This is a genomic window from Micromonospora haikouensis, from assembly GCF_900091595.1.
Classification (GTDB): domain Bacteria; phylum Actinomycetota; class Actinomycetes; order Mycobacteriales; family Micromonosporaceae; genus Micromonospora; species Micromonospora haikouensis.
The window spans coordinates 39897-62761 of sequence record NZ_FMCW01000017.1 but is presented as its reverse complement, the minus strand read 5'-3'; the positions used below and the strand labels follow the sequence as shown (position 1 = coordinate 62761).

Annotated in this window: 18 protein-coding genes; 13 read left to right on the top strand and 5 right to left on the bottom strand. The window is 73.8% G+C overall.

Annotation, left to right across the window (positions count from 1 at the left end; translation table 11 throughout):
• Both GA0070558_RS18435 and GA0070558_RS18430 read right to left on the bottom strand, forming a co-directional pair.
• Positions 1 to 798 carry a hypothetical protein gene (locus GA0070558_RS18435; RefSeq protein ID WP_091281719.1) on the bottom strand — a complete coding sequence of 266 codons (798 nt, stop codon included), beginning with the start codon at positions 796 to 798 and terminating at the stop codon, positions 1 to 3.
• Entirely contained in the window at positions 795 to 1211 is a 417-nt protein-coding gene (locus GA0070558_RS18430; protein WP_091281714.1) for a YbaB/EbfC family nucleoid-associated protein, read from the bottom strand. Before GA0070558_RS18430 ends, GA0070558_RS18435 begins: the two co-directional genes overlap by 4 nt.
• Positions 1212 to 1484: 273 nt before the next feature.
• Here GA0070558_RS18430 and GA0070558_RS18425 point away from each other — a divergent pair, with 273 nt between their 5' ends.
• The 9 genes from GA0070558_RS18425 to GA0070558_RS18380 all read left to right on the top strand — a co-directional run bounded on the left by GA0070558_RS18425 (position 1485) and on the right by GA0070558_RS18380 (position 12914).
• Entirely contained in the window at positions 1485 to 1805 is a 321-nt protein-coding gene (locus GA0070558_RS18425) for a WXG100 family type VII secretion target (protein ID WP_074478817.1), read from the top strand.
• Between the two features lie 27 nt (positions 1806 to 1832).
• Positions 1833 to 2135 carry a WXG100 family type VII secretion target gene (locus GA0070558_RS18420; protein ID WP_091281709.1) on the top strand — a complete coding sequence of 101 codons (303 nt, stop codon included), beginning with the start codon at positions 1833 to 1835 and terminating at the stop codon, positions 2133 to 2135.
• A gap of 84 nt (positions 2136 to 2219) precedes the next feature.
• The gene (locus tag GA0070558_RS18415) at positions 2220 to 3008 is read left to right on the top strand and encodes a hypothetical protein (RefSeq protein WP_077937379.1); all 789 of its coding nucleotides are present in this window, start codon (positions 2220 to 2222) and stop codon (positions 3006 to 3008) included.
• 54 nt (positions 3009 to 3062) lie between these two features.
• Positions 3063 to 5495, top strand: a complete 2433-nt coding sequence (locus GA0070558_RS33445) for a hypothetical protein (RefSeq protein ID WP_176734262.1) — start codon at positions 3063 to 3065, stop codon at positions 5493 to 5495.
• Positions 5488 to 5823: a hypothetical protein gene (locus tag GA0070558_RS18400; protein ID WP_141722243.1), complete on the top strand. Its 336-nt coding sequence runs from the start codon at positions 5488 to 5490 to the stop codon at positions 5821 to 5823. Before GA0070558_RS33445 ends, GA0070558_RS18400 begins: the two co-directional genes overlap by 8 nt.
• A 25-nt stretch (positions 5824 to 5848) precedes the next feature.
• Positions 5849 to 9817 (top strand): type VII secretion protein EccCa, encoded by a 3969-nt coding sequence (eccCa, locus tag GA0070558_RS18395; protein ID WP_091281698.1) that lies wholly within the window; start codon positions 5849 to 5851, stop codon positions 9815 to 9817.
• Between the two features lies 1 nt (position 9818).
• On the top strand, positions 9819 to 11225 hold the full coding sequence (eccD, locus tag GA0070558_RS18390) for a type VII secretion integral membrane protein EccD (protein ID WP_091281695.1): 1407 nt from the start codon (positions 9819 to 9821) through the stop codon (positions 11223 to 11225).
• An 8-nt stretch (positions 11226 to 11233) separates the two neighbouring features.
• Positions 11234 to 12622: a type VII secretion protein EccB gene (gene eccB / locus GA0070558_RS18385; protein WP_091281691.1), complete on the top strand. Its 1389-nt coding sequence runs from the start codon at positions 11234 to 11236 to the stop codon at positions 12620 to 12622.
• Positions 12612 to 12914, top strand: coding sequence for a YbaB/EbfC family nucleoid-associated protein (locus GA0070558_RS18380; RefSeq protein WP_141722242.1), 303 nt, complete (start codon positions 12612 to 12614; stop codon positions 12912 to 12914). The genes eccB and GA0070558_RS18380 overlap by 11 nt, the downstream gene beginning before the upstream one ends.
• 17 nt (positions 12915 to 12931) lie before the next feature.
• On the opposite strand, the gene GA0070558_RS18375 is transcribed toward GA0070558_RS18380, so the two are convergent.
• Positions 12932 to 15019, bottom strand: a complete 2088-nt coding sequence (locus GA0070558_RS18375; protein WP_091281685.1) for a HelD family protein — start codon at positions 15017 to 15019, stop codon at positions 12932 to 12934.
• 325 nt (positions 15020 to 15344) lie between these two features.
• A complete protein-coding gene (locus GA0070558_RS18370; RefSeq protein ID WP_091281682.1) occupies positions 15345 to 16694 on the bottom strand; it encodes an extracellular catalytic domain type 1 short-chain-length polyhydroxyalkanoate depolymerase in 1350 nt (449 codons plus the stop codon).
• Between the two features lie 330 nt (positions 16695 to 17024).
• Between GA0070558_RS18370 and GA0070558_RS18365 the strand changes: the two genes are divergently transcribed.
• Positions 17025 to 17996: a PaaX family transcriptional regulator gene (locus GA0070558_RS18365; protein ID WP_091281678.1), complete on the top strand. Its 972-nt coding sequence runs from the start codon at positions 17025 to 17027 to the stop codon at positions 17994 to 17996.
• 153 nt (positions 17997 to 18149) lie between these two features.
• Positions 18150 to 18599 (top strand): iron chaperone, encoded by a 450-nt coding sequence (locus GA0070558_RS18360; protein WP_091281674.1) that lies wholly within the window; start codon positions 18150 to 18152, stop codon positions 18597 to 18599.
• Here GA0070558_RS18360 and GA0070558_RS18355 read toward each other — a convergent pair.
• On the bottom strand, positions 18580 to 19440 hold the full coding sequence (locus GA0070558_RS18355) for an endonuclease/exonuclease/phosphatase family protein (protein WP_176734261.1): 861 nt from the start codon (positions 19438 to 19440) through the stop codon (positions 18580 to 18582). The two genes, GA0070558_RS18360 and GA0070558_RS18355, sit on opposite strands and share 20 nt — an antisense overlap.
• A gap of 391 nt (positions 19441 to 19831) precedes the next feature.
• Here GA0070558_RS18355 and GA0070558_RS18350 point away from each other — a divergent pair, with 391 nt between their 5' ends.
• Together GA0070558_RS18350 and GA0070558_RS18345 are read left to right on the top strand one after the other, a co-directional pair.
• Positions 19832 to 21205 carry an endo-1,4-beta-xylanase gene (locus GA0070558_RS18350; RefSeq protein ID WP_091281670.1) on the top strand — a complete coding sequence of 458 codons (1374 nt, stop codon included), beginning with the start codon at positions 19832 to 19834 and terminating at the stop codon, positions 21203 to 21205.
• 140 nt (positions 21206 to 21345) lie between these two features.
• Positions 21346 to 22644, top strand: a complete 1299-nt coding sequence (locus tag GA0070558_RS18345) for an extracellular catalytic domain type 1 short-chain-length polyhydroxyalkanoate depolymerase (protein ID WP_091281667.1) — start codon at positions 21346 to 21348, stop codon at positions 22642 to 22644.
• Positions 22645 to 22865 lie beyond the last annotated feature (221 nt).

Here is a 22865-nt window from a genome sequence, read left to right as displayed (position 1 = left end):
CTATCCCTGAGCCGTGCCGTACGGCTCGGACGTGCCGTCGGGGTGGTAGTCGACGTACGTGGGCCCGGCGGGCGGACCGTCGGCCGGCGCGCGTTCCACCAGGAACAGCTGGTAGCCGTCCTTCACTTCGAACGGCGTGCCGCCCAGCCGCACGTCCGTCCCGGGCGGCAGGGGGGTGATCGCGCGGTAGTGGTTGGTGTCCACCCGCACGGTGCCCGGCGCGACCTCCCGGAAGTACACCACCTGCTGGTGGTCGCCCACCGGCACGCCGCCGACCATGACCTCGGCGTCCGGCGGCAGCGCCGGGGCGAGGACCGAGGAGCTGAGCGTGCCCGCCGGCACGGTGAGGACCAGCCCCGGCCTCAGCCGTTCCGGCTCCAGTCGGTCCGGCACGGTACGCAGCAGCGCCGGCCGTAGCTTCTCGTAGCGGCGGTTGTCCGTGGCGGGGTTGGTGCCGGAGTTCGGGCGGAGGTTCCCGAAGACGGTCCCGAGTTTGCGGCCGGCGCCGTACGCGTCGTCGTCGGCGCCCCGGAAGGTCGTGCCGGAGACGGTCAGGCCGTCGGCCGTGTAGTCGAGCGTGTCGGCCGCCGCGCCGACGATGTTCTCCAGCGCGAGCAGCCCGGCGACGAACTTCTCGGCGAACTGCTGGCCCAGGTCGTCGGTGCCCCAACTGGTCCCGTACGTGTGGCGCAGGGCCTCGATGTACGCCTGGAGCTGGCGGAACGCGTCCGCCCGGCCGCGGTACTGGTCCCCGAGGCGGCCCAGGCCCTCCGGGTCGACGAAGAGGTCGCCGCTCATCCCGACACCCGCCCCAGCCCCAGCTGCTGCCGGACGCTGTTGACCATTCGTGGCTGCGGCGGCAGCAGCGTGTCGGTGTCCACGTCGCCGCTGATCAGGTCCCGGGCGTTCAGCCCGTCCGGCAGCAGGGGCGCGATGACCGCCGCGGCCTGTGACTGGGCCTCCTCCCTCGCCTCCCCGATGGTCTGCATGAGCAGGGTGCGCAGCTCGGCCGGCGCGAGCCGGCGGTAGGCGTTGGTGGGGAAGGAGATGTCCGAGACGACGCCGTTGTGCCCCACGGTCACGGACACCTCGCGCCGCGGCGACGTGCGGGTGACGGCGATCGACCGCATCCGTCGCCGCAGGGCGCCGAGGCCGTCGCGTTGCTGCTGGTACCGCTGGAACAGGCTTTCGATGCGCTCGCTGAACTCCACGCGCTCCTCCTTCGCCGGACGCGGCCCCCAGTACAGGACCGGCGGCGGCCGTGGCCAAGGCGCCGACGACTGATCAGGGCGGAACAGGCAGCGGATCTTCCCGAGTGTGCCGACAGGGCACCGGGAGGCAATCCGGGGCGTCGAACGGGCAGTCCCGTCGGCGGAAGCCTCCCGACGGGTAGGTCGGTTGGCAAAACTGTCGCCGACGCCCGCGGAACCGGATCGCCGACCGCGCGGTGTCATCGCGGAACGACCGTTCGGAGGAGATTCGCTGTGACGATGCCAGTGGTGCAGACCAACGAACCGGGCATGCAGCAGGCGGCCCAGGAGTTCGCCAGCCGGGCAGAGGAGTTCACCACTCACCTGCGCAACGTCAACGACCAGATGGGAATGCTCCAGGCGTCCTGGACCGGGGAGGCGTCGGCTCAGTTCAACGCGGCCATGGACGCCTGGGAGAACGCGTTCCAGAAGGTGATCAACGAGCTGCTGACCATCATGGAGACCATGGGTGTCAACACCCGGTCCTACTCGGCCGCCGAGGACGAGGCGTCCTCCACGGCGGCGTCCTTCGCGCAGGCGCTGCCGGGCTTCTGACCGAACCGTCGAGAAAGGATCTGACCGATGTCGAACTACCGTTTCAGCTTCACCCAGGCCGACGCCACGCTGACCGACATGAACGGGATCAACGGGCGTATCACCTCCGCGCTGGCCGAGATGGAGGGCAATGTCGAGCGGACGCTCGGCGAATGGACCGGCGCGGCGCAGGAGCAGTACCAGGTGTCGAAGGCGGCCTGGAACGCGGCGGCCGCCCAGATGACGGTCGCGCTGGATTCGGCGCGGCAGACGCTGCTCAGCATCGCGGACAACTACGGCACCACCGAACAGAACGCGGCGAAGATCTGGAACGACGTCCGGGGCGGGTGACCGCGCGTCGGGGCTGCCGCGTGACGGCGGCCTCGACGCCCACCCGGCCGGCGCCATTCCTGGTCATCGTGTTCTGGAGGTCAGATGGTCGACTACAGCACGCCGAACGACGAAGCCATCAAGAGCCTGAGGCTGCTCGACCGCTTCGACGGCGATCACTATCCTGGCTGGGCGTTCGACACCGTGGTGCGTATGCGGGAGGACGCCGCAGACAACTTCATGGACAACGAGTACACCCAGTACGAGACCAACATCTGGATCTACTACCGGGACCACATCCTCCCGCAGGACAAGTGGGAGAAGCTCGTCGAGAATCCGGCCCCCGACCCCGGCGACTACGACCCGGAGCGCCACTACACGGACAAGCCGCCCATCGACTTCGAGCCGCCGACGGGCGTGTACGGAAGGTCGGGCGACCGGGGCGAGGTCGTCATCAGTTCGGCGGCCATCGAATACTTCTGCCGACAGATCGAGAGCATCACCGAGGACGGGTCACTCACCCAGGCGGTGCGGAAACTGTCGGTGCTGGACATCAAACCGGGCACCTTCGGTCACGCCGTCGCCCTGCGGGAGGTGATCACCGGACCCAGCGGCTCCACCACCAACTACGGCCTCAAGGGCGACACCATCGGCTTCCTCAACGCGGTCGACCAGGCACTCGTCGGCCTCGCCAGGAACCTGCGCGCCATGCTGCGGGAATACGAGAGCGCCGAGGACCTCAACAAGCTGACCGCCGCCAGGTTCGACAACGCCATGCGGGACACCTGGTCCAAGATCGGCATGTTCAAGGACTACGGCAACAACAGTTCGGGCGTGCCGGGCGGCTCGACCGGTGGCGACGGCGACGACGAGGGCACCACCGACCAGCCGTAGGGAAGAGCCGGCCGTAGCCAGCCGGTCGTACTTCAGATGGATCGAGGATGAACCGTGGCGGACAACAACTCCGACCCCGATGCCGACTGGAAGCGGCCGAACATCGATCCGGACGCCGTCTTCGGCAGCACGGCGGCCACCGCCAAGGATCTCAACGACTACGTCGACTGGGCCAACAGCGACCCGCCGCAGTGGAAGAAGCTGAAGGCCTCGGTCGTCGGGGTGTCGGCCACCGCCATCTCCGGGGCGGAGAAGACGGCTATCGCCAGCGGCATCGTTGACGCGCAGTCCCTCGCCGACGCCTACGGCGCCTTTCAGTACGCGTACGAGCTGCTGTCCTGGCTGGAGTCGTTCATCTACGACCAGGCGCACGCGATCGCGGGCGAGGACCGGGCGTGGGCGGGAGTGGCCGCCGAGGCGTTCCTCGCCAAGATGCAGTTGTTCGCCGACTACCTCGGGGCCAACGCTGAACGGATCGCGGGCGGGGGCGGCAGCGGGGGCACCGGATCGGTTCCCGACCAGCTCTGGAACAGCGCCAACTACCTCGCCTGGGCGCAGAACGCCATGGAGACGATCGACGTCGGCTGGGCGGAGATCGCCAAGGCGAACGGCGCGGGGGTGACCGACACCGGGCTCGTCGCGATCAGCTCGACCGAGTACGTCAAGCCGATGACCGCCCAGATGTTCGAGGTGGTGGACACGCTCGCCGGTCAGTACCAGCTCACGTACGGCCGGGTGGTCCCACCGACCCCGAGCCAGAACTTCCAGACGACACCGCCGACGACCACGACCAGGCCCACGACGACGCCGCCGGCCACCACCACCAAGCCGCCGACGACGACCACGAAGCCACCGCCCCCGAAACCCTCGCCCACGAAGCCGCCGACCGGCACGCCGCCTCCCACCTCGACCAAGCCGCCGACGACCACCGCCAAGCCGCCGACGGTCACGCCGCCGCCGACGAAGCCGTCGTTGACGGCCCCGGTGGTGACGCCGCCGGTGACGCCGCGACCCTCGGCGACGGTCCCCCCGGTGGCGACGCCGCCGGTGACGAGGCCGCCGGTGTCGACCTCCGCGCCCGTGGTGACGCCGCCGGTGACGAGGCCGCCGTCGAGGTCCCCGGTGGTGACGCCGCCGCCGAAGCCCACGGTGACGGCCCCGGTCGTGACGCCGCCGGTGACGACGCGGCCGCCGGTGACGTCCCCTCCGGTGGTGACGAGGCCGCCGACGCCCCTGCCGGTCGGCTCCCCGCGACCGCCCGGCGGCACGCCGCCGGTGACCACGCCCCCGCCGCGCGTGGACCGGCCCGGCGGGCCGCCGTCGGCACCGACCGGCACGCCACCGCCCCGCAGCGGCGGGGTGCCGGACGGCCAGAACGGCGGCGGGCTCCCGGGGTTCGAGGCACCGGGCGTCGACGCTCCGCCGACGGTCGACCCGCCCGGCGTGGACGGGCCCGGTGGGCTCGCCCCGCCGGTGCTCGGCGGCGTGGATCCGCCCGACGCGACCGGTGGCGGCAGGCCGGACGGCACCTCCGGGGCGCCCCCGTTCCTGCCGCCGCCGTCGGGTGCGCCGGGTGGCGCGGGGGGCGGTGCGCCCGACCGTCCGGACGCGTCCGGCCTGGTCGAGGGGGAGCCGCAGACCTGGGACCCGCCGCTCTCGGGCGGCGTCGACGTGCCGCACTCGCCGGGCGGCACGGAGGCCGGGGGCAGCGGGCTCGGCGCGTCCCCGCTGCCGCCCGCCCCGGCGGCCACCGGCGGCGTGCCCCCGTTCCTGCCGCCGCCGTCGGGTGCGCCCGGTGGCGCGGGGGGCGGTGCGCCCGACCGTCCGGACGCCTCCGGACTGGTCGAGGGCGAGCCGCAGACCTGGCAGCCTCCGGTGCCGGACGGCGTCGACGCGCCGGACGCCCCGCAGGGCGCGCCGGCCGGTGGATCCGGCCTGCCGCCGGTGGTGGCGCCGCCGGCCGCACCGGCCGATCCCGACGGGCGTGCCGCGCCGGAGCGGCCGGACGCCGCCGAACTGCTCGACCCCGAACCGGGCTGGCACCAGGACCTGCCGGTGCCGGTGCCGCTGCCCGTGCCGTCGCGGGCCGCCGGCCCGCAGGGTGACCCCGAGCCGCAGCGCAAGCCCGGCGCGAAGCGTGCCGCCGGCCCGGAGCGTGTCCCCGGCCCGGAGCGCGCCGTCGACCCACCGGGCGGCCCCGCCGCGCCGGTGCGGCCGGGGTGGGCGGCCGCACCGGTCGGTTCGGTGCCCGGGCCCGGAGAACGCGAGAAGGCCGAGCGGCCCGAGGCCGCCGAGCTGCTGATCGAGGCCCCGGCGAGCTGGGCCGCCGACGACGCGCCGGCTCCGGACCGGGTGCCGGTGGTACGCCCGACCGGCGAGCCTGAGGACACCAGCGCCTGGGACGCGCCGGGCGAACGGTGGTGGCTGGCCGGCGCGGACCTGCCGGCCGCCGACCCGGACCGGGCGGACCGGGGGACGGATGCGTAGCCGGCCGGAACCGGTCCGCACCTGGCGGTGGGACCGGCGGGGCACGCCCCTCGCCGAGGAACAGCCGCCCCGCTGCGGCGGGCCGGACTACACCGCGGCGGAACGGGCCGAGCTGCGCGCCCGGGCCGAGGCGGAGCGGCGGGCCCGGGCCGAGGCGGAGGCGGAGGAGCGCAGGGCGGCCGGGCGCGCCGGACGCCGGCCCGCCGCCGGCCCGGCCGACGTCGCCGCCGACGACCCCATGGGCGAGGAGCCGGCGAAGGACGCCGGGAAGGACACGCGGTACGCGGTCACGCTGCTGCGGGAGGACGACGCCTGGGGCGGCGGATGAGCAGCCGGACCCGAGGAGGGTGCACGTGAACACGATCACCGTCAAGCGGCCGCCGCGTGCCGCCGGACCGGAGGCCCCGGACGGGGAGGTCGAGCTCCAGGAGCCCCCGCTGATGGCCGAGGAGGCCCCGCTGGACTTCCGGTCGTTCGCCATGATGGTCCCGATGGGCCTGGGCATGGGCGGCATGATGATGATGTTCGGCCTGTTCAACCGCACCCCCATCCTGTACGTCATGGGCGGTGCGATGGCCGCCGGGATGCTGTTCATGGGGCTGGTCCAGATCGGCCGGGCCGCCGCCGACCGCAAGCGCAAGATGCGCGGTGAACGGCGGGACTTCCTGCGCTACGTCACCCAGCTCCGCCGGCAGGCCCGCAAGGCCGCCAACCAGCACCGGCAGGCCGTGCTGTGGGACAACCCCCAGCCGGACACGCTCTGGTCGGTGGCGATGAGCAGCCGCCTCTGGGAACGCCGGCCGAGCCACGACGACTTCGGCAGGGTGCGGATCGGCCTGGGCCGGCAGAACGCGATGATGCGGTTCCTGCCCCCGACCACCAAGCCGATCGAGGATCTCGAACCCCTCTCGTCGATCTCCCTGCGCCGCTTCTCCGAGGCGTACCGCACGGTGTCGGGCGTGCCGATCGCCGTCGGTCTGCGCAGCTTCACCAGCATCGAGTTCGAGGGTGAGGGCGGCCCGGCGGCCGAACTGGCGCGGGCGATGCTCGCCCAGCTGGCCACGTTCCACGCCCCCGACGAGCTGCGGATCGCGGTGCTGGCCGCCGAGGAGCACCGCGCCGAATGGGACTGGATCAAGTGGCTGCCGCACAACGCGCACCCCACCGCCCACGACGCCGCCGGCCCGGCGCGGCTCTTCGCCGCCGGCCACGACGAGCTGATGGAGCTGCTCGGGCAGGAGGTGGTCGACCGCGGCGACCACGACCAGTCGGCCCGGCCCAGCTCGGCGGAGCCGTTCGTCGTCATCCTGGCCTACCTGGCGCGGCTTCCGGACAGCTCCCGCCTGTACGGCGCGGGGCTGCGCAACGTCGTGCTGCTCGACCTGACCGGGGCCCTGCCCGGCGGGCCGAGGGTGCTGCGGCTCGACGTGCGGGACACCGAGGTCGCCTTCCCCGCCGGTGACGAGACGCGGTCGGCCGAGCGTGACGGTCTCGGCGTGGTGCCGGCCGAGGCGCTGGCCCGCGTCATCGCGCCGAAGCGGACCAGCGGCACCCTCGAAGCGGTCGAGAAGCCCCTGGAGTCGAGCTTCGACCTGACCACCCTGCTCGGTATCCGCGACGCGCACACCTTCGACGTGCAGGCGTCGTGGCGCGGCCGGCAGCCGCAACGGTCCCGGCTCACCGTGCCGATCGGGGTCACCGCCGACGGCGAGGTCATCGAGCTCGACCTGAAGGAGTCCGCCCAGGGCGGGATGGGCCCGCACGGGCTCCTCATCGGCGCCACCGGCTCGGGCAAGAGCGAGCTGCTGCGTACCCTGGTCTGCGCGCTCGCCGCCACCCACTCCTCCGAGATCCTCAACCTCGTCCTGGTGGACTTCAAGGGCGGGGCGACGTTCCTCGGCATGGAGCGGCTGCCGCACACCTCGGCCGTCATCACCAACCTGGCCGACGAGCTGCCCCTGGTCGACCGGATGCAGGACGCGCTCAACGGCGAGCTGACGCGGCGGCAGGAGGTGCTGCGGGCCAGCGGCCACGCGTCGCTGTTCGACTACGAGAAGGCCCGCGCGGCGGGCGCCCCGCTCGTGCCGTTCCCGGTGCTGCTGGTCGTCGTCGACGAGTTCAGCGAGCTGCTGTCCAGCAAGAGCGAGTTCATGGACCTCTTCGTCTCCATCGGCCGGTTGGGCCGCAGCCTCGGCGTCCACCTGCTGCTCGCCTCGCAGCGGCTCGACGAGGGCCGGATCAACCGGGTCGAGGGGCACCTGTCCTACCGGCTGGCCCTGCGGACGTTCTCCACCATGGAGTCCCGCGCCGTCATCGGCGTCGGCTCCGCCTACGAGCTGCCGTCCGAGCCGGGCAACGGCTACCTGAAGGTCGACACCAGCAACCTGGTCCGGTTCAAGTCGGCGTACGTGTCCGGCCCGTACACCGGCGGGCGCCCGGTCGTGGCCGAGCCCGGCCGGCAGGCCCGGGAGCCCGCCGACGTGGTCCTGTTCGGCACCCGGCAGGCCCGCGTCCGGCACGACCCGGCGCGGGCGGACGCCCCCGTGGCCGAGCCGGCGGACGGGGCGGTGCCCGACGAGGAGGCCACCGGCCCCAGCCTCGTCGACGTCCTCGTCGGCCGGCTGGCGGGGTCGGGCCCGCCGGCCCGCCAGGTGTGGCTGCCGCCGCTGTCCGACCCGCCCAGCCTGGACACGCTGCTGCCCAGCGTCGTCCCGGACCCGGCGCGGGGCGCGACCGTCGGGGACCCGGCGCTGCGCGGACGCCTGCGGGTGCCGGTCGGGATCGTCGACCGGCCGCAGGACCAGCTCCGCGAGCTGTTCGTCGCGGACCTGTCCGGGGCCGACGGGCACGTCGGCGTCGCCGGCGCGCCGCAGAGCGGCAAGTCGACCCTGCTGCGCACCCTGATCCTGTCGCTGGCGGTGACCCACACCCCCGAGGAGGTGCAGGTCTACGGCCTCGACTTCAGCGGCGGCGGCCTGGCGGCGGTGGCCGGGCTGCCGCACGTCGGCTCCGTCGCGACCCGGCTGGAACGCGACCGGGTGGTCCGCACCGTCGAGGAGGTCCGGCAGGTCCTGGAGCGGCGGGAGGCCGAGTTCGGCGAGCGGGGCATCGACTCGGTCGCCACCTACCTGGCGCAGCGGGCGGCGGGCGCGATCGACGACCCGTTCGGGCACGTGTTCCTCGTCGTCGACGGCTGGTACACGGTGAAGCAGGACTACCCCGACCTGGAGCAGCGGATCGGCGAGCTGGCCTCCCGTGGCCTGTCGTTCGGCATCCACCTCGTCGTCACCGCGACCCGCTGGTCGGAGCTGCGGACCTGGCTGCGGGACCTGCTGGGCACGAAGATCGAGCTGCGTCTCGGCGACTCGATGGAGTCGGAGGTGGGCTCGCGCAAGGCGGCCACCGTGCCGAACCAGCCGGGGCGCGGCATCACCGCGGACGGCCTGCACTTCCTGACCGCCCTGCCCCGGATGGACGGCAGCTCGGCGGTCGACGACCTGGCGGAGGCCACCAAGGCGGTGACCGAGGAGATCCGGGTGTTCTGGCCGGGTCGCCTCGCCCCCGAGGTGCGGCTGCTGCCCACCCGGCTGCCCGTCGCCCAGCTTCCGCCGCCGGAGCCCGAGTTCAGGGTGTGCGTGGGCCGCGACGAGCAGCGCCTCGCCCCGGTGTGGCACGACTTCCTGACCACCCCGCACCTGCTGGTGTTCGGCGACGCCGAGACCGGGAAGTCCAACGCGCTGCGCCTGGTGCTGGACGCGGTCCGCCGCCGCTACGGCCCGGACGAGGCGAAGGTCGTGCTGGGCGACACCCGGCGGGACCTGGACACCGCCCTGCCGGCCGACTACCAGGTCGGCACCGGCCTCACCGGCGACAGGCTGTTGGAGCTGGCGGGCCAGGCGGCGGTGTCGATGAGCCGCCGCATCCCCGGCCCGGACGTCTCGTCGGAGCGGATGCGCCGCCGGGACTGGTGGCAGGGCCCGGAGCTGTTCGTCGTCGTCGACGACTACGACCTGATGACCAGGGGCGTCGGCGCCGGCTCGACCCTCGACCCGCTGCTGCCGCTGCTGGCCCAGGGCGCCTACATCGGCCTGCACCTGATCGTCGCCCGGAGCACGTCCGGGGCGATGCGGGCGATGATGGACCCGGTCATCCGCCGGCTGTGGGAGCTCGGCAGCCCCGCCCTGCTGTTCTCCTACCCCAAGGAGGAGGGCAGGTTCCTCGGCGAGGCCACACCGCGACAGTTGCCGGCCGGCCGCGCCCAACTGGTGACCCGGCGCGGCGTACGCCTGGTCCAGACCGGCTTCGTGACCACCGGGAGATGACGTGAACAGCACACTGGACAACGACCTCTGCCGGATCACCGTGACCGGCCCGCGGCGGAAGGTGGACCTGGCCGTGCCGTCGGGCACCCCGGTCGCGACGCTGCTGCCGATCCTGCTGCGACACACGGCGACGGCGGGCCCGGCCACCGACGCGGACGGCGCGCCCGGGTGGGTGTTGCAGCGGGTCGGCGAGGCCCCGTTCGACCTGGCCGGCACGCCGGAGAGCCTCGACTGGCTGGAGGGCGAGGAACTCGTGCTGCGCCCGGCCGAGGACCCGCTGCCGGAGCTGGACTTCGACGACCTGGCCGACGGCATCGCCACCAGCGTCAACCGCCGCGCGGACCGCTGGCAGCCGCACCACCGCCGCCGGCTCTTCCTCGCGCTCGCCGCCGTGGCGCTCGGCCTGCTCGGGTACGCGTCGGCGGCGCGCGGGCCGCTGCCGGCCCAGGTGGCCGGCACCGCCGTGCTGGCCGTCGCCTGCGGCGCCGCCGCGTTGCGGATCGCCCGACGGCTGGCCGACCCGGCGCTGTCGCTGGTGTTCGCCGTGGCGTCCGCGGCCTTCGCGGCCCTGGCCGCCGCCGCGGCCGTCGACGGCGCGCCGGAGCGGATCGCGGTCACGGCGGAGGCCGGCAGCGCCGCCGCGGTGGCCGCCACCGCCGTGGCCGTGCTGTTGATCGTCGCCCAGCGTACGGTCGCCCCGGCGCTGCCGCTCGCGCCGTTCCTCGTGGTGATCGTCGCCGCGCTGGTCGTGGTCTGCGTGATCTCGCTGCACGCCACGATGGGCATGAGCGCTGAGCGGGCCGCGGCGGTGGCGGCCACGGCGGTGGTCGTCGCCGTGGTGCTGGCACCCAGGGCGGCGATCCGGATGTCCGGGCTGCGGGGGCCGCAGCTGCCCAAGACGGGTGCCGACATGACCGTCGACATCGAGCCCGCGCCGTCGGACGAGGTCCGGGACCGCACCTACCTGGCCGACACCTACCTGACCGTGACGATGGTCGTCGCGGCGCTGCTGCTGCCGGTGCTCTTCCTGTTCGTCATGGCGACGCCGGGCTGGGTCGGCTGGACCCTCGTGACGGTCCTGGCCAGCGCGGTCCTGCTGCGGGCCCGGACGTTCACGGGCCTGTGGCAGCGGGTGGCGCTGGTGGCCGCCGGAGGATCGGGACTCCTGCTGGTGGTCATGATGTTCGCCGCGCGGGCGACGCCGGGGGCACGGCTGGGCCTGCTCGTCGCCCTGGCCTGTCTCGTCGTGGCGCTGGTGCTCGCGGCGATCCGGCCGTGGCCGCGCCGGATGCTGCCGATCTGGGAGTACCTGGCGACGTTCTTCGACGTCACGACCGGGCTGGCGGTGCTTCCGTTGCTGGCGCACGTCCTGGGCGTCTACGCCTGGGCCCGGGGCCTGTTCGGTTAGGGGCGGGGATGCAGACCCAGCGGGACCACGTCCACGCGTACCAGTTCATGATGGACCGGCTCAGCTGCGCCCTCGTGCTCGGCGACCCCGGCACGGCGGTCTTCCCGGCCCGGCGGGCCCTGACCGGTCTCGGCTTCGGCATCCTGGTCGCGGTGCTCGTCGCGGCCGGGTTCGGCGTCTACGGCTGGATCGTCCCGGGCGGCAGCGCGGCCTTCCGGGAGAGGGGCGCGATCCTCGTCGAGAAGGAGTCCGGCACGCGGTACGTCTATCTCGACGGGGTGCTGCACCCCACCCCGAACCTGGCGTCGGCGATGCTGCTGCAGGGCGGCCAGGCGAAGGTCAAGCTGATCTCCCGCAACTCGCTGCGGGACGTCCCGCGCGGCCCGGCCCTGGGGATCGCGGACGCCCCGCAGCTCGTGCCGTCGCCGGCCGAGCTGACCACCGGTCCGTGGCTGGCCTGCCTGCCCGGCTCGGTCGTCGACACCCCCGGCGAGTCCCTCGGCGTCAACCTCGACCCGCGCGCGGTCGCGGAGCCGCTGCCCGCCGGGCGGTTCCTGCTGGTGCGGGGGCCGGACGGGGCGCGGTTCCTGATCCACGCCGGCGTGAAGCACCGGGTGCTCGACGACGTGGTCCCGGTCGCGCTCGGCGCCCTCGACGCCCGCCCGGTCCGGGCACCGCAGCGGTGGCTCGACTGGCTCCCGGACGGCCCGGCGCTGCGGGCGGCCACCATCGCGGGGGCCGGCGCGGCGGGCCCGCAGGTCGGCGGCCGCAGCCGCCCGATCGGCACCCTGTACCGGCAGGAGCTGGCCTCCGGCGAGCGGCGCTACTTCGTGCTGCGCGCCGACGGCCTCGCCCCGGTGAACCGCACCGAGGCCCTGTTCCTGGAGGCGGGGCCGGCCGGGGCCGCGATCGAGCTGGACACCGCCGCGCTGGCCGGGGCGCCCAGGTCGGCGGACCGCTCGCTGCTGTCCCGCCTGCCCGACCTGTCGGCGGCCGGGTGGCAGGACCCGGGCGGCCGGGTGCTGTGCCTGCGGCAGCAGCCCACGTCGGCCAGCACGTACGCCAGCACGGTCGTCCTGGCCCCGCGCGAGCAGGCCGCGGTCGACGCCCGGGGGCGGGGCTTCGTGCACGCGGGACCCGCCTCCGGCATGCTCGTCGTCGCCGTCCCGGGCGACGGGACGGGCCCTGCGCCCGGGATGTCGCTGATCTCCGACGGCGGCGTCGCGTTCCCGCTCGCCGACGCGCAGGCGGTGGCGGCGCTCCAACTCGGCGGGCGACCGCCCGTCCCCTTTCCCCGCCAGCTGCTGGCGGTGCTGCCGCAGGGCCCCCGGCTGAGCCGGGCCGCGGCGGCGGAACAGATCACCCGGCAACCCGCAGGAGGCGAGCGTGCAAGCTGAGGTCAGGGCCGTGCTGGACCGCGCCGAGCGGCTGCGGCAGCGGATGGCCAGCGCCCAGGAGGAGCTGGGCCGCACGTCGGTGACGGGCCGGGCCGGCGGGGGACTGGTGACGGTGACCCTGTCCGGGCTGGGCGAGCTGCGGCAGGTGCACGTCGACCCGGCGGTGTTCGCCGAGGACGACGCCCGGCGGTTGGAGGAGCTGTTCGTGGCGGCCGTGCGGGACGGGGCGGAGTCGGTCCGCCGCCTCGCGTCGGCCAGGATGGGGCCGATCGAGTTCATGTCCGTCTTCTGAGCGCCGGGCGGGTCGGGTCAGCCCGCCTGCGGCCCGCCGACGGTGAGGTTCTCCGGCAGCGGCCTGGTGTGCAGGACGACCAGCTCCGCGACGGCCCGGGTGAGGGCGACGTAGAGGCGGTTCATCCCGCGGGGCTCGGCGGCGACGATGTCGGCCGGCTCCACCAGCACCACCCGGTCGTACTCCAGGCCCTTGACCTGGCTGACGGGTACGGCGTCCAGGGCGTCCGCCAGGTGGTCGGGGGCGATGACCGTGCCCGTCTCGCGGGCGACCGCCTCGGCCAGGTCGTCGACCTGTCGGATCTCCAGGCTGCCGTCGGGCCGGAAGGACCGGGTGGGCGGGATCCCCGGCGCGAGGGCACGGGCGGCGAAGTCGGCGATGACCTGCGGCACCCGGTAGCCGGTGGGCAGGTCGAGCGTCCTGGCCTCGCGCTTGCCCAGCCGCCGCACCAGCTCCGGCCAGGAGTCGGCGGCCAGCGGGTGGGTGGCCTGGCCGAGGTCGCCCACGATGGTCATGGAGGCGTGCGCGGCGCGGCGGGCGATCATCCGGCACTCCATCGGCGACAGGTCCTGCGCCTCGTCGAGGATGACGTGCAGGTAGGCGTCGTCGACGGGTTCCTCGGTCTCGGCCACCGGCAACGGCTCGGCCAGCACCGGCACGTAGCCCTCCTCGCCGTACGGGTCGAAGCCGTCGACCCAGCTCACCACCTGGTGGCCCTCGCGCAGGATGATCGCGGCGGCCCACCGCTGCGCCGACCAGTAGCCGTTGTGGTCGATGGACTGGCCGGACGACGCCATCGGCGTGGCCAGGCCGGGCGCGAAGAGCTGCCAGCCGTCGTTGAGGCTCCAGCTCAGCACGAAGGTCTCCGCGAGGCGGGCGCCGCTGCGCAGCTCACGGAGCTGCCACTCCGGCTTGGCCCGGGTCGGCTCCGGCGGCCTGCCCAGGATCTCGGCCAGCTCGTCGAGCAGCGGGACGTCGTCGACCGACCACTGCCCGTCCTGCGCGGGCAGGACGTCCTGCGGGGTCAGCGGCGGCCACCACGCGTTCAGGAAGGCCTCCGGCGCCTCCCGGCCGTCCAGTAGTTCGGCGAGCACCCGCGCGGCCTCGGCCCGCGCACCGTTGACGGTGACGCCCCTGGCCTCGCACCTGCGCCGGATCTCGACGCGGGCCTTCGCCAGGTCGTCGGCGGTGAGGCCGCGCAGGTGCTCCGGCGCGTGGGGCGGGGTGTCCCAGGCCAGGTCGGCCAGCACCCGCACCATCTTCAGGTCGCCCTTGGACCGGGCCACGGCGGCGGGGTCCCGCCGGGTGGCGACGACGCCGTCGAACAGCTCACCGATCGCGCGCAGGTGGACGCTGTCCTCGCCGAGCCCGGGCAGCACCTTGCCGATGTACTCCATGAACACCGTCGACGGGCCGACCACCAGCACCCGCCCGTCGGTGAGCCTGCCCCGGTCGGTGTAGAGCAGGTAGGCCGCGCGGTGCAGGGCCACCTGCGTCTTGCCGGTGCCCGGCCCGCCGGTGATCAGCGTGACGCCGTGCGCGGGGGCGCGGATCGCCTCGTCCTGCTCGCGTTGGATCGTCGCGACGATGTCGCGCATGTGTTCGCCGCGCGCCCGGGTCAGCGACGTGAGCAGGGCTCCCTCGCCGACCACGCCGTCGACGTCCCGCGTGGTGAGGACCTCGTCGTCGAGGCCGACGACCCGGTCACCCGCGCAGGTGATGACGCGGCGTCGTGCCACCCCGAGCGGCTCGCCCGGGGTGGCGCGGTAGAACGGCGCGGCGGCGGGCGCGCGCCAGTCCACGACGAGCGGCTCCCGGTCCTCGTCGCGTACGCCGAGCCGGCCGATGCGGTAGGTGTAACCGTCGTCGAAGTCCAGCCGGCCGAAGACGATGCCCTCCTCCTGGCCGTCGAGCTCCGCGAGCCTGGCGGCGGCGCCCAGGACCATGGCGTCCCGCTCGACCAGGCCGGTGACCGGCCCGGAGTCGGCGCGGCGGTGTCCCTCCGCGCTCAGCTGCCTCGTCTGCTCGCGCATGACCTCCAGGCGCGCGTACACCCGGTCGACCACCTGCTGCTCGACGGCGATCTGGTGTGCTGCTTCCGACACGGTGCCCCCCGATTCCTGCGTGCGTCGCCCCGCGCGGCCCTGGCCGGGCGCCTCGGCGTGCGCGTGCCGGGTCGACAGGCGCGCGGCGGCTGCGGCCCGCGCGCCTCACGGCGCGCGCGGCCGGCGCGGACGGGTCGACACTATGCGTCGGCCGGGGACAGAAGATCGGCATCCCGGACGATTCGGGCGGCTTGACCGGCCCATATGATGGAGATGGCACAGGGGGGCGGGCGCGGCCCGCCGGTTCGTTCGCCTGGGCGGTGGTGACACCCGCCGGTGCTCCGGGGAGACATGCCGGGGCACGCCTCCCCGGAGCGCGGCTTTGTCAGGCGACCGTGCAGGACGCGCCGTTGAGGGCGAACGAGGTCGGCTTGGCGGCGTTGCCGCCGTGGGTGACCTGGAAGCCGATGTCGATCGATCCGTTGGCGGGGATGGCCGCGTTGTAGGCGAGGTTCCTGGCCGTCACCTGCCCCGTGGTGGGGGAGTAGGTGGCGTTCCAGCCGGAGGTGATGGTCTGCCCGGCGGGCAGACCGAACACCAGGGACCAGCCGTTGACGGCACTGGCGCCGGTGTTGGTGATGGTGAGGTTCGCGGTCAGCCCGGTGTTCCAGGCGTTGACGGCGACGGTCACGCGACAGGCGCCGGAAGCCGGCGGCGTGGTGGGGGGCAGGGTCGGGCTGGGGGGCGTGGTGGGGGTGGGCGTCACGGTGGGGCTGGGCGTGGTGGTCGGGCTCGGCGTGCTGGTCAGGCCGAAGAACGCGATGGCCGCCGCGGCCATGCCGCCGGCGGGCAGGCTGTGCCCGGCGCCCTGGATGCTGTACGCCTCGACCTGGACGGTGCCGCTGCCGTCGGCGTACCGGCGGCGGTTCCAGCCGGCCTGCGGGGTGTCGCTGGACGTGGGGGTCTGGCTGAGGCCAAACACGTTCGTCCACTGCTCGATCGACTCCTGGAGCAGGCTGTACGGCACGAGCGTGTCGGCGGTGCCGTGCCACACCTGCACCCGCGGGCGCGGGCCGGAGTAGCCGGGGTACGCCTGCTGGCGGACCGCGTCGCCCCACTGCTGCGGGGTCCGGTTCATGCTGCCGCCGGTGCACTGGCTGCTGCCGGGCGGGTAGTCCGCCGCGCCGGCGAAGCAGTTGTAGGGCACCCCCATGAACGCGGCGCCGGCCTTGAACACCTCGGGGTAGACGGCCAGCATGTGGTTGGTCATCATGCCGCCGGACGAGCTGCCGGTGGCGTAGACCCGCTCGGGGTCGGCGCCGTACTGCTGCTGTGCGTAGCGGACCATCGACACGAGCGACACCGGGTCGCTGCCGCCGTCGTGGCGCTTGGCGGCGTCCGACCAGGTGTCGAAGCAGTTGCCGAAGCCGGCCTGCTGGGTCGCGGTCGGGTAGATCACGATGAACCCGTACCGGTCGGCGAGGGAAGCGAACTCGCTGCCGGAATAGAAGGCGGGGCCCGAGCCGCCGCAGCCGTGCATGGCGATCACCGTCGCCGGGTGGGCCGGGCGGTTGTCCGGCACGTAGACGTGCATGCGCATCCGGCCCGGGTTGTTGCCGAAGCTGGTCACCTCGACCAGCGACGCCGCGTACGCGGGCTGGAACGTCGGCGCCACCAGGCCGGCCGCCACCAGGGTCGTGGCCAGGCCGAGCAGCAGTTTCCTTCTGATTCTCACGGGGACGACTCCTTCGGTCACCTGTGCGGGTGTGCGGGCTGGGTCGGGCCACGCGTCCCGGTCGGGGTCGCCCGGCCCCGTGGGATGCGTGTCGCCCACTGCGTGTGCTCGCCCGCCCGGCTCCGTAGGGCATCGCGTAGCAGTTAGTGTTCCCCCGGGGCACACAAGTGTCAATCGACATGTCTCGATCATTGTGGGTCGTCGATCCGGACCCGGCGGGCCCGCCGGGTCGTTCTGCCGCACCGACGGCGCCCGGCACGGCGAGCCGGCCCGTCGGGAGATCCGTCTACAGTCGTGGGTTGTCCCCGAGACTTCGAGCCCGGAGCGCCTGTGGCAAGCCCGTTCAGCATCGAGGAGATCTATCCGGACGACGGGCGCCCGCTGCGGCTGCCCCGGAGGCAGGCCGGCAACTCGCCCCAGGGGGTCGCGGTGACCCTGCTGGCGGACTACACCCTGCGGGGCCGGGCCGCGCTCCCGTCCGCCGCGATCGTCGCGCTGCTCGCCGAGGCCGGGGTGTCCACGGCCGGCGCGCGGACCGCGATCAGCCGGCTGGCCCGCCGGGGCGTGCTGGAGGGCAGCCGCCAGGGCCGGCGCAGCGCCTACCGGCTGAGCCCTCTCGCCGCCGCGAACCTGGCCGCCGGAGGGAACTGGATCGTGGCCTCCACCGCCACGGCGGTGCCGTGGGACGGGCGCTGGACGATCGTGGCCTTCTCGCTGCCGCAGGAGCGCAGCGCGCAGCGGCGGGCCCTGCGCGGCCAGCTCCGCTGGCTCGGCTACGCGCCGCTGTACGACGGGTTGTGGATCTCGCCGCACGACCTGACGCCGAAGGCGCGGGCGCACCTCGCCGAGCTCACCCCCGGCGCCGTCACGGTGTTCCGTGGTCGGCAGGCCGCGCTCGACGCGCTCGGCCACCGGGCTCCCGTCGACGCCTGGGACATCGACGTGATCAGCCGGCACTACCAGGCGTTCCTGCGGCGGTGGACCCCGTTGCTGCCCCGGGTGCGGTCCGGACGGATCGACGGCGCGGCGGCGGTGCGGGCGCGCACCGAGGTCATGGACACCTACCGGCGCTTTCCCGTCCTCGATCCGCAGCTGCCCCTGGAACTGCTGCCGAAGGGGTGGCCCAGGCAACGGGCCCGGGAGTTGTTCGCGGCGGTCTACGACGGCCTCGCCGCACCCGCCGAGCGGCACGTCCGGGCGGTCGTCGCGCGGTTCGCCGACGGCGCGCAGCCCGGCATCGCCGCCCACACCACCGCCGACCTCCTCGCCGGCGAATGCGCCGCCGCGCCGCCCGCGCCGTGACCTCACCGCCGTCGCGGGGACGCGCGGCGGGGCGTCCCGCCCGCCCGGCGGAGGAGATCAGGAATCGAGAAGCACGGCCACGCCGTCCGGCCTAGCCTTTTGCCAGGTAGCCGGCACTCCGCCGGCCCGCAACGGCGCAAAGGGAGCCCCCGCATGTCCCCCACGGATTCCACGACCGCGTCCGACGGCTTCACCCCCGAGGAGCGTGCCGCGATGAAGGAGCGCGCCGCCGAGCTGCGCGCCGAGGGCAGGAAGGGCGCCAAGAAGGCCGACGGGATCCAGGCGGTCCTCGACCGGATCGCGCAGATGGCGCCGGAGGACCGCGCGCTCGCCGAGCGCGTGCACGTGGCGGTGACCGCCGCCGCCCCGCAGCTGTCGCCCAAGACCTGGTACGGGATGCCCGCCTACGCCAACGCGGACGGCAAGATCGTCGTCTTCTTCCAGGACTCGGGCAAGTTCAACTACCGCTACTCGACCCTCGGCTTCCAGGACGCGGCCAACCTCGACGACGGGGACCTGTGGCCGGTGGCGTACGCGCTGCGGGCGTGGAGCCCCGCCGTCGAGCGGAAGGTCGTCGAGCTGGTCAGGGCCGCGGTCTCCTGACCGGGGACGGCCGGCCGTGCTCGATCGTGAGCGTGGCCAGCAGTCCCGGGTGGTCGGTGGCGTCGCGCATGTCCACCGACCGGCCGGCGCCGACGGTGACGCCCGCCGTGGCGACGATCTGCTGCACGGCGCCGTCGTCGACCCGGGAACGGTCCGGCGGCACGCACGACCGCAGGTCGGGTGAGCCGCCGGCGCGGAGGTTCAGGTCGCCGCCCAGGACGGTCGGCGCGTGCCCGGCGCGGCCGAGGACCGCCGGCACGACCGCGTCGAACAGGTGGCGGCACTGGGCGAGCGCCGTGCTGGCGCTGAACGCCGCCAGGTGCGTGGTGCAGGCGTTGACGACGTCGGGGACGTGCACGCAGAGCCAGGCCCGCAGCTCCGGGTCCGCGAGGTCCTGCACCGGGTAGATCCCGCTGTGCACCGTGTGTCCCCGGTGCGGCACGGGCAGCCGGACCAGCAGGCCGATGCCGTACGGCTGGCCGTCGCGACACCGGGTGACGCCGCGGCTCGGGCGGTCGCCGGCGGCCCTGAACTCCGCCACCACCGTGCCGCCGCGGTGGACCCGCGCGAACACCCGCCCGAGTTCGGGCACGTCGCCCTGGCAGATCTCGTTCAGGGACACCAGCTGCGGTGCCTCGGCGCGGATCACCTCGGCGGCCCGGGGCACCGCCCGGCCGGTGTAGCAGCCGGCCCGGCCGCTGTTGCAGAGGTTCAGCTGGAGCACCGTGAGCGTCGTGGACGTGACGGGGGACGCCGGTGCCGCGGCGGGTAGCGCGGCGGCGACGACCAGGAGCCCGGCCGCCAGGGCCCGGCGGAGGACGCGGCGCCGACGACCGACCACGGCCGGATCCTACTGCGCGGCGGCCGGCGGCGTCGGCGTGGCGACCGGCGACCCGACCCGGCGCGGGCAGTTCGGCTGCCCCGAGTGGCGGCCCGAACTGGTGCGATTCGGCAGGACTTGACGAACGACCTTGTTATCGTTCACAGTCGATGCCGAGGATAGCCAGCGTCGATGGCCCACCGGGCGGGCCTGCTGGTCGCACCTCGGGATCGCGACTTCCCGACAGGGCATGCGGGCGTCGTGTCAGCACCCCCCCACAGCGCCGCCGGCGACGGCGGGACGGGCCTCGTGCGGCAACAGTGACCCTCCAGGATCATCCGCCCGGATCTCCTCTGCGAAGCGCATCCGGGCGCACCACCACCGCTGCAATCCACCCGGAGAAGGAATCGACATGAGACGCAAGAGAGTCCTCCTGACGACGGTGACCCTCGCGGTCACCGGCGCACTCACCGCCGGCGTGCTGGTGACGATGGCCCCCGCCGCGAGCGCCGGCACGACCCTGCGGGCCGCCGCTGCCGAGAAGGGCCGCTACTTCGGCGCCGCGGTCGCGACGGGCAAGCTCTCCAACAGCACGTACACGACGATTCTCAACCGCGAGTTCAACAGCGTCGTGGCCGAGAACGAGATGAAGTGGGACGCCACCGAGCCGCAGCAGGGGGTGTTCAACTACAGCGGCGGCGACCGCCTCGTCAGCCACGCCCGGGCCAACGGCATGAGCGTGCGTGGCCACGCCCTGCTCTGGCACCAGCAGGAGCCGGGCTGGGCGCAGAACATGTCCGGCAGCGCCCTGCGCAGCGCGATGATCAACCACGTCACCCAGGTCGCCACCCACTTCAAGGGGCAGATCTACGCCTGGGACGTGGTGAACGAGGCGTTCGCCGACGGCGGCAGCGGCGGGCGGCGTGACTCCAACCTGCAGCGCACCGGCAACGACTGGATCGAGGCGGCGTTCCGCGCCGCGCGGGCTGCCGACCCCGGCGCGAAGCTCTGCTACAACGACTACAACACCGACGGGGTCAACGCGAAGTCGACCGGCATCTACAACATGGTGCGCGACTTCAAGTCCCGGGGCGTGCCGATCGACTGCGTCGGGTTCCAGTCCCACCTGGGCACCACCCTGGCCAGCGACTACCAGGCCAACCTCCAGCGCTTCGCCGACCTCGGCGTCGACGTGCAGATCACCGAGCTGGACGTCATGACCGGCGGCAACCAGGCCAACATCTTCGGCGCGGTGACCCGGGCCTGCATGAACGTGTCGCGCTGCACCGGCATCACGGTGTGGGGCGTGCGGGACTGCGACTCGTGGCGCGGGTCCGACAACGCCCTGCTGTTCGACTGCAACGGCAACAAGAAGCCGGCGTACGACTCCGTCCTCAACGCCCTCAACGCGGGCACCGGCATCCCCAACCCGACGACCACCCCGCCGAACCCCACCACCACCCCGCCGAACCCGACGACTCCGCCGCCGGGTGGGGCGGGTTGTTCGGCGACGGTGTCGGCGAATTCGTGGACGGGTGGTTTCGTGGCGACGGTGAAGGTGACCGCGGGTTCTGGTGGTACCCGGGGTTGGAGCGTGAGTGTGACGTTGCCGGGTGGCACGAGTGTCACGGGTACGTGGTCGGCGACGGCCAGTGGTAGTTCGGGGACGGTGCGGTTCGCCAACGTCGACTACAACGGTCAGCTCGCCGCCGGTCAGGTGACGGAGTTCGGGTTCCAGGGCAACGGCACCGCGCCCACCCAGACCCCCACCTGCACCGCCAGCTGATCCACCGTCGGCCCGACCCGGGGTGCTCCGGGTCGGGCCGACGCCCCTGGTCGGGCCGGCCCGGCGACCGGTGCCCGGCCCGACCAGGCCCTGCCCTGCCCTGCCCTGCCGCCGCACCCACCACCACGAAGGAACCGCCGATGAAACGAAGGATCGCCCTGCTGGCGGCCGCGCTGGCGACGGCCCTGGCGACGACGACGGCCGTGATCACCGCCGCCACCCCGGCGTCGGCCGCGACGCTCACCCAGGTCACCAACTTCGGCACCAACCCGACCAACCTCCAGATGCACCTGTACGTGCCGGACCGGGTGGCGGCCCGGCCCGCGCTGCTGCTGGCCCTGCACTACTGCACCGGCAGTGGCCCGGCGCTGCACACCGGCTACCAGCTCAGCTCCCTGGCCGACCGCTACGGCTACATCGTGATCTACCCGTCGGTGACCCGCAGCAGCAAGTGCTGGGACGTCTCCTCCCCGCAGGCCCTGCGGCGTGACGGCGGCAGCGACCCGGTCGGCCTCAAGTCCATGATCGACTACGTCCGGGCCCGCTACCCGGTCGACGCGAGCCGCATCGGGGTCATCGGGTTCTCGTCCGGCGCCATGATGACCAACGTGATGGCCGGCCTCTACCCGGACGTGTTCCACGCCGGGGTGAGCTCCTCCGGCGTGCCGTTCGGCTGTTTCGCCACCACGAACGGCTCGGAGTGGAACAGCGAGTGCTCCGGCGGGCGGATCGTCAAGACCCCGCAGCAGTGGGGCGACCTGGTGCGTAACGCCTACCCCGGCTACACCGGCAAGCGCCCCCGCATGCAGATCTGGCACGGCACCACGGACACCACGCTGAGCTACGTCAACTTCGGCGAGCAGATCAAGCAGTGGACCAACGTGCTCGGTGTGTCCCAGACGCCGGCCTACACCGACTACCCGCAGACCAGCGCCACCCGTACCCGCTACGGCGGCACGGGCGGCACGGCGCCGGTCGAGGCGATCAGCTTCCAGGGGTACGGCCACTCCATCCCCTTCGACACCGCGCAGGCCATCCGCTTCCTCGGCTTCGACGCGGCCAGCCCGACCACGCCGCCCCCCACGACCCCGCCTCCGACCACTCCGCCGCCGACGACTCCGCCCCCGACGACTCCGCCGCCGGGTGGGGCGGGTTGTTCGGCGACGGTGTCGGCGAATTCGTGGACGGGTGGTTTCGTGGCGACGGTGAAGGTGACCGCGGGTTCTGGTGGTACTCGGGGTTGGAGCGTGAGTGTGACGTTGCCGGGTGGCACGAGTGTCACGGGTACGTGGTCGGCGACGGCCAGTGGTAGTTCGGGGACGGTGCGGTTCGCCAACGTCGACTACAACGGTCAGCTCGCCGCCGGTCAGGTGACGGAGTTCGGGTTCCAGGGCAACGGCACCGCGCCCACCCAGGCCCCCACCTGCACGGCCTCCTGACCGCCGGACGGCGGCAGGCGTACCCCGGCTCCGGGGCGGCGGACGCACGGTCCGCCGCCCCGGGGTCTCGTCGTGCTCCCGGCGTGGCACCGGCGCGGCGCGTCGCCCGCCGTGCTCGCGCCGGGTGGCAAACATGTGACGTCTCCTATAGTGGGGTGCTGCCGGCACCCACTGGGCGTGGGTGCCGGGTCCCATGCCGTCGGCGCATGGCGGCGGGTGCT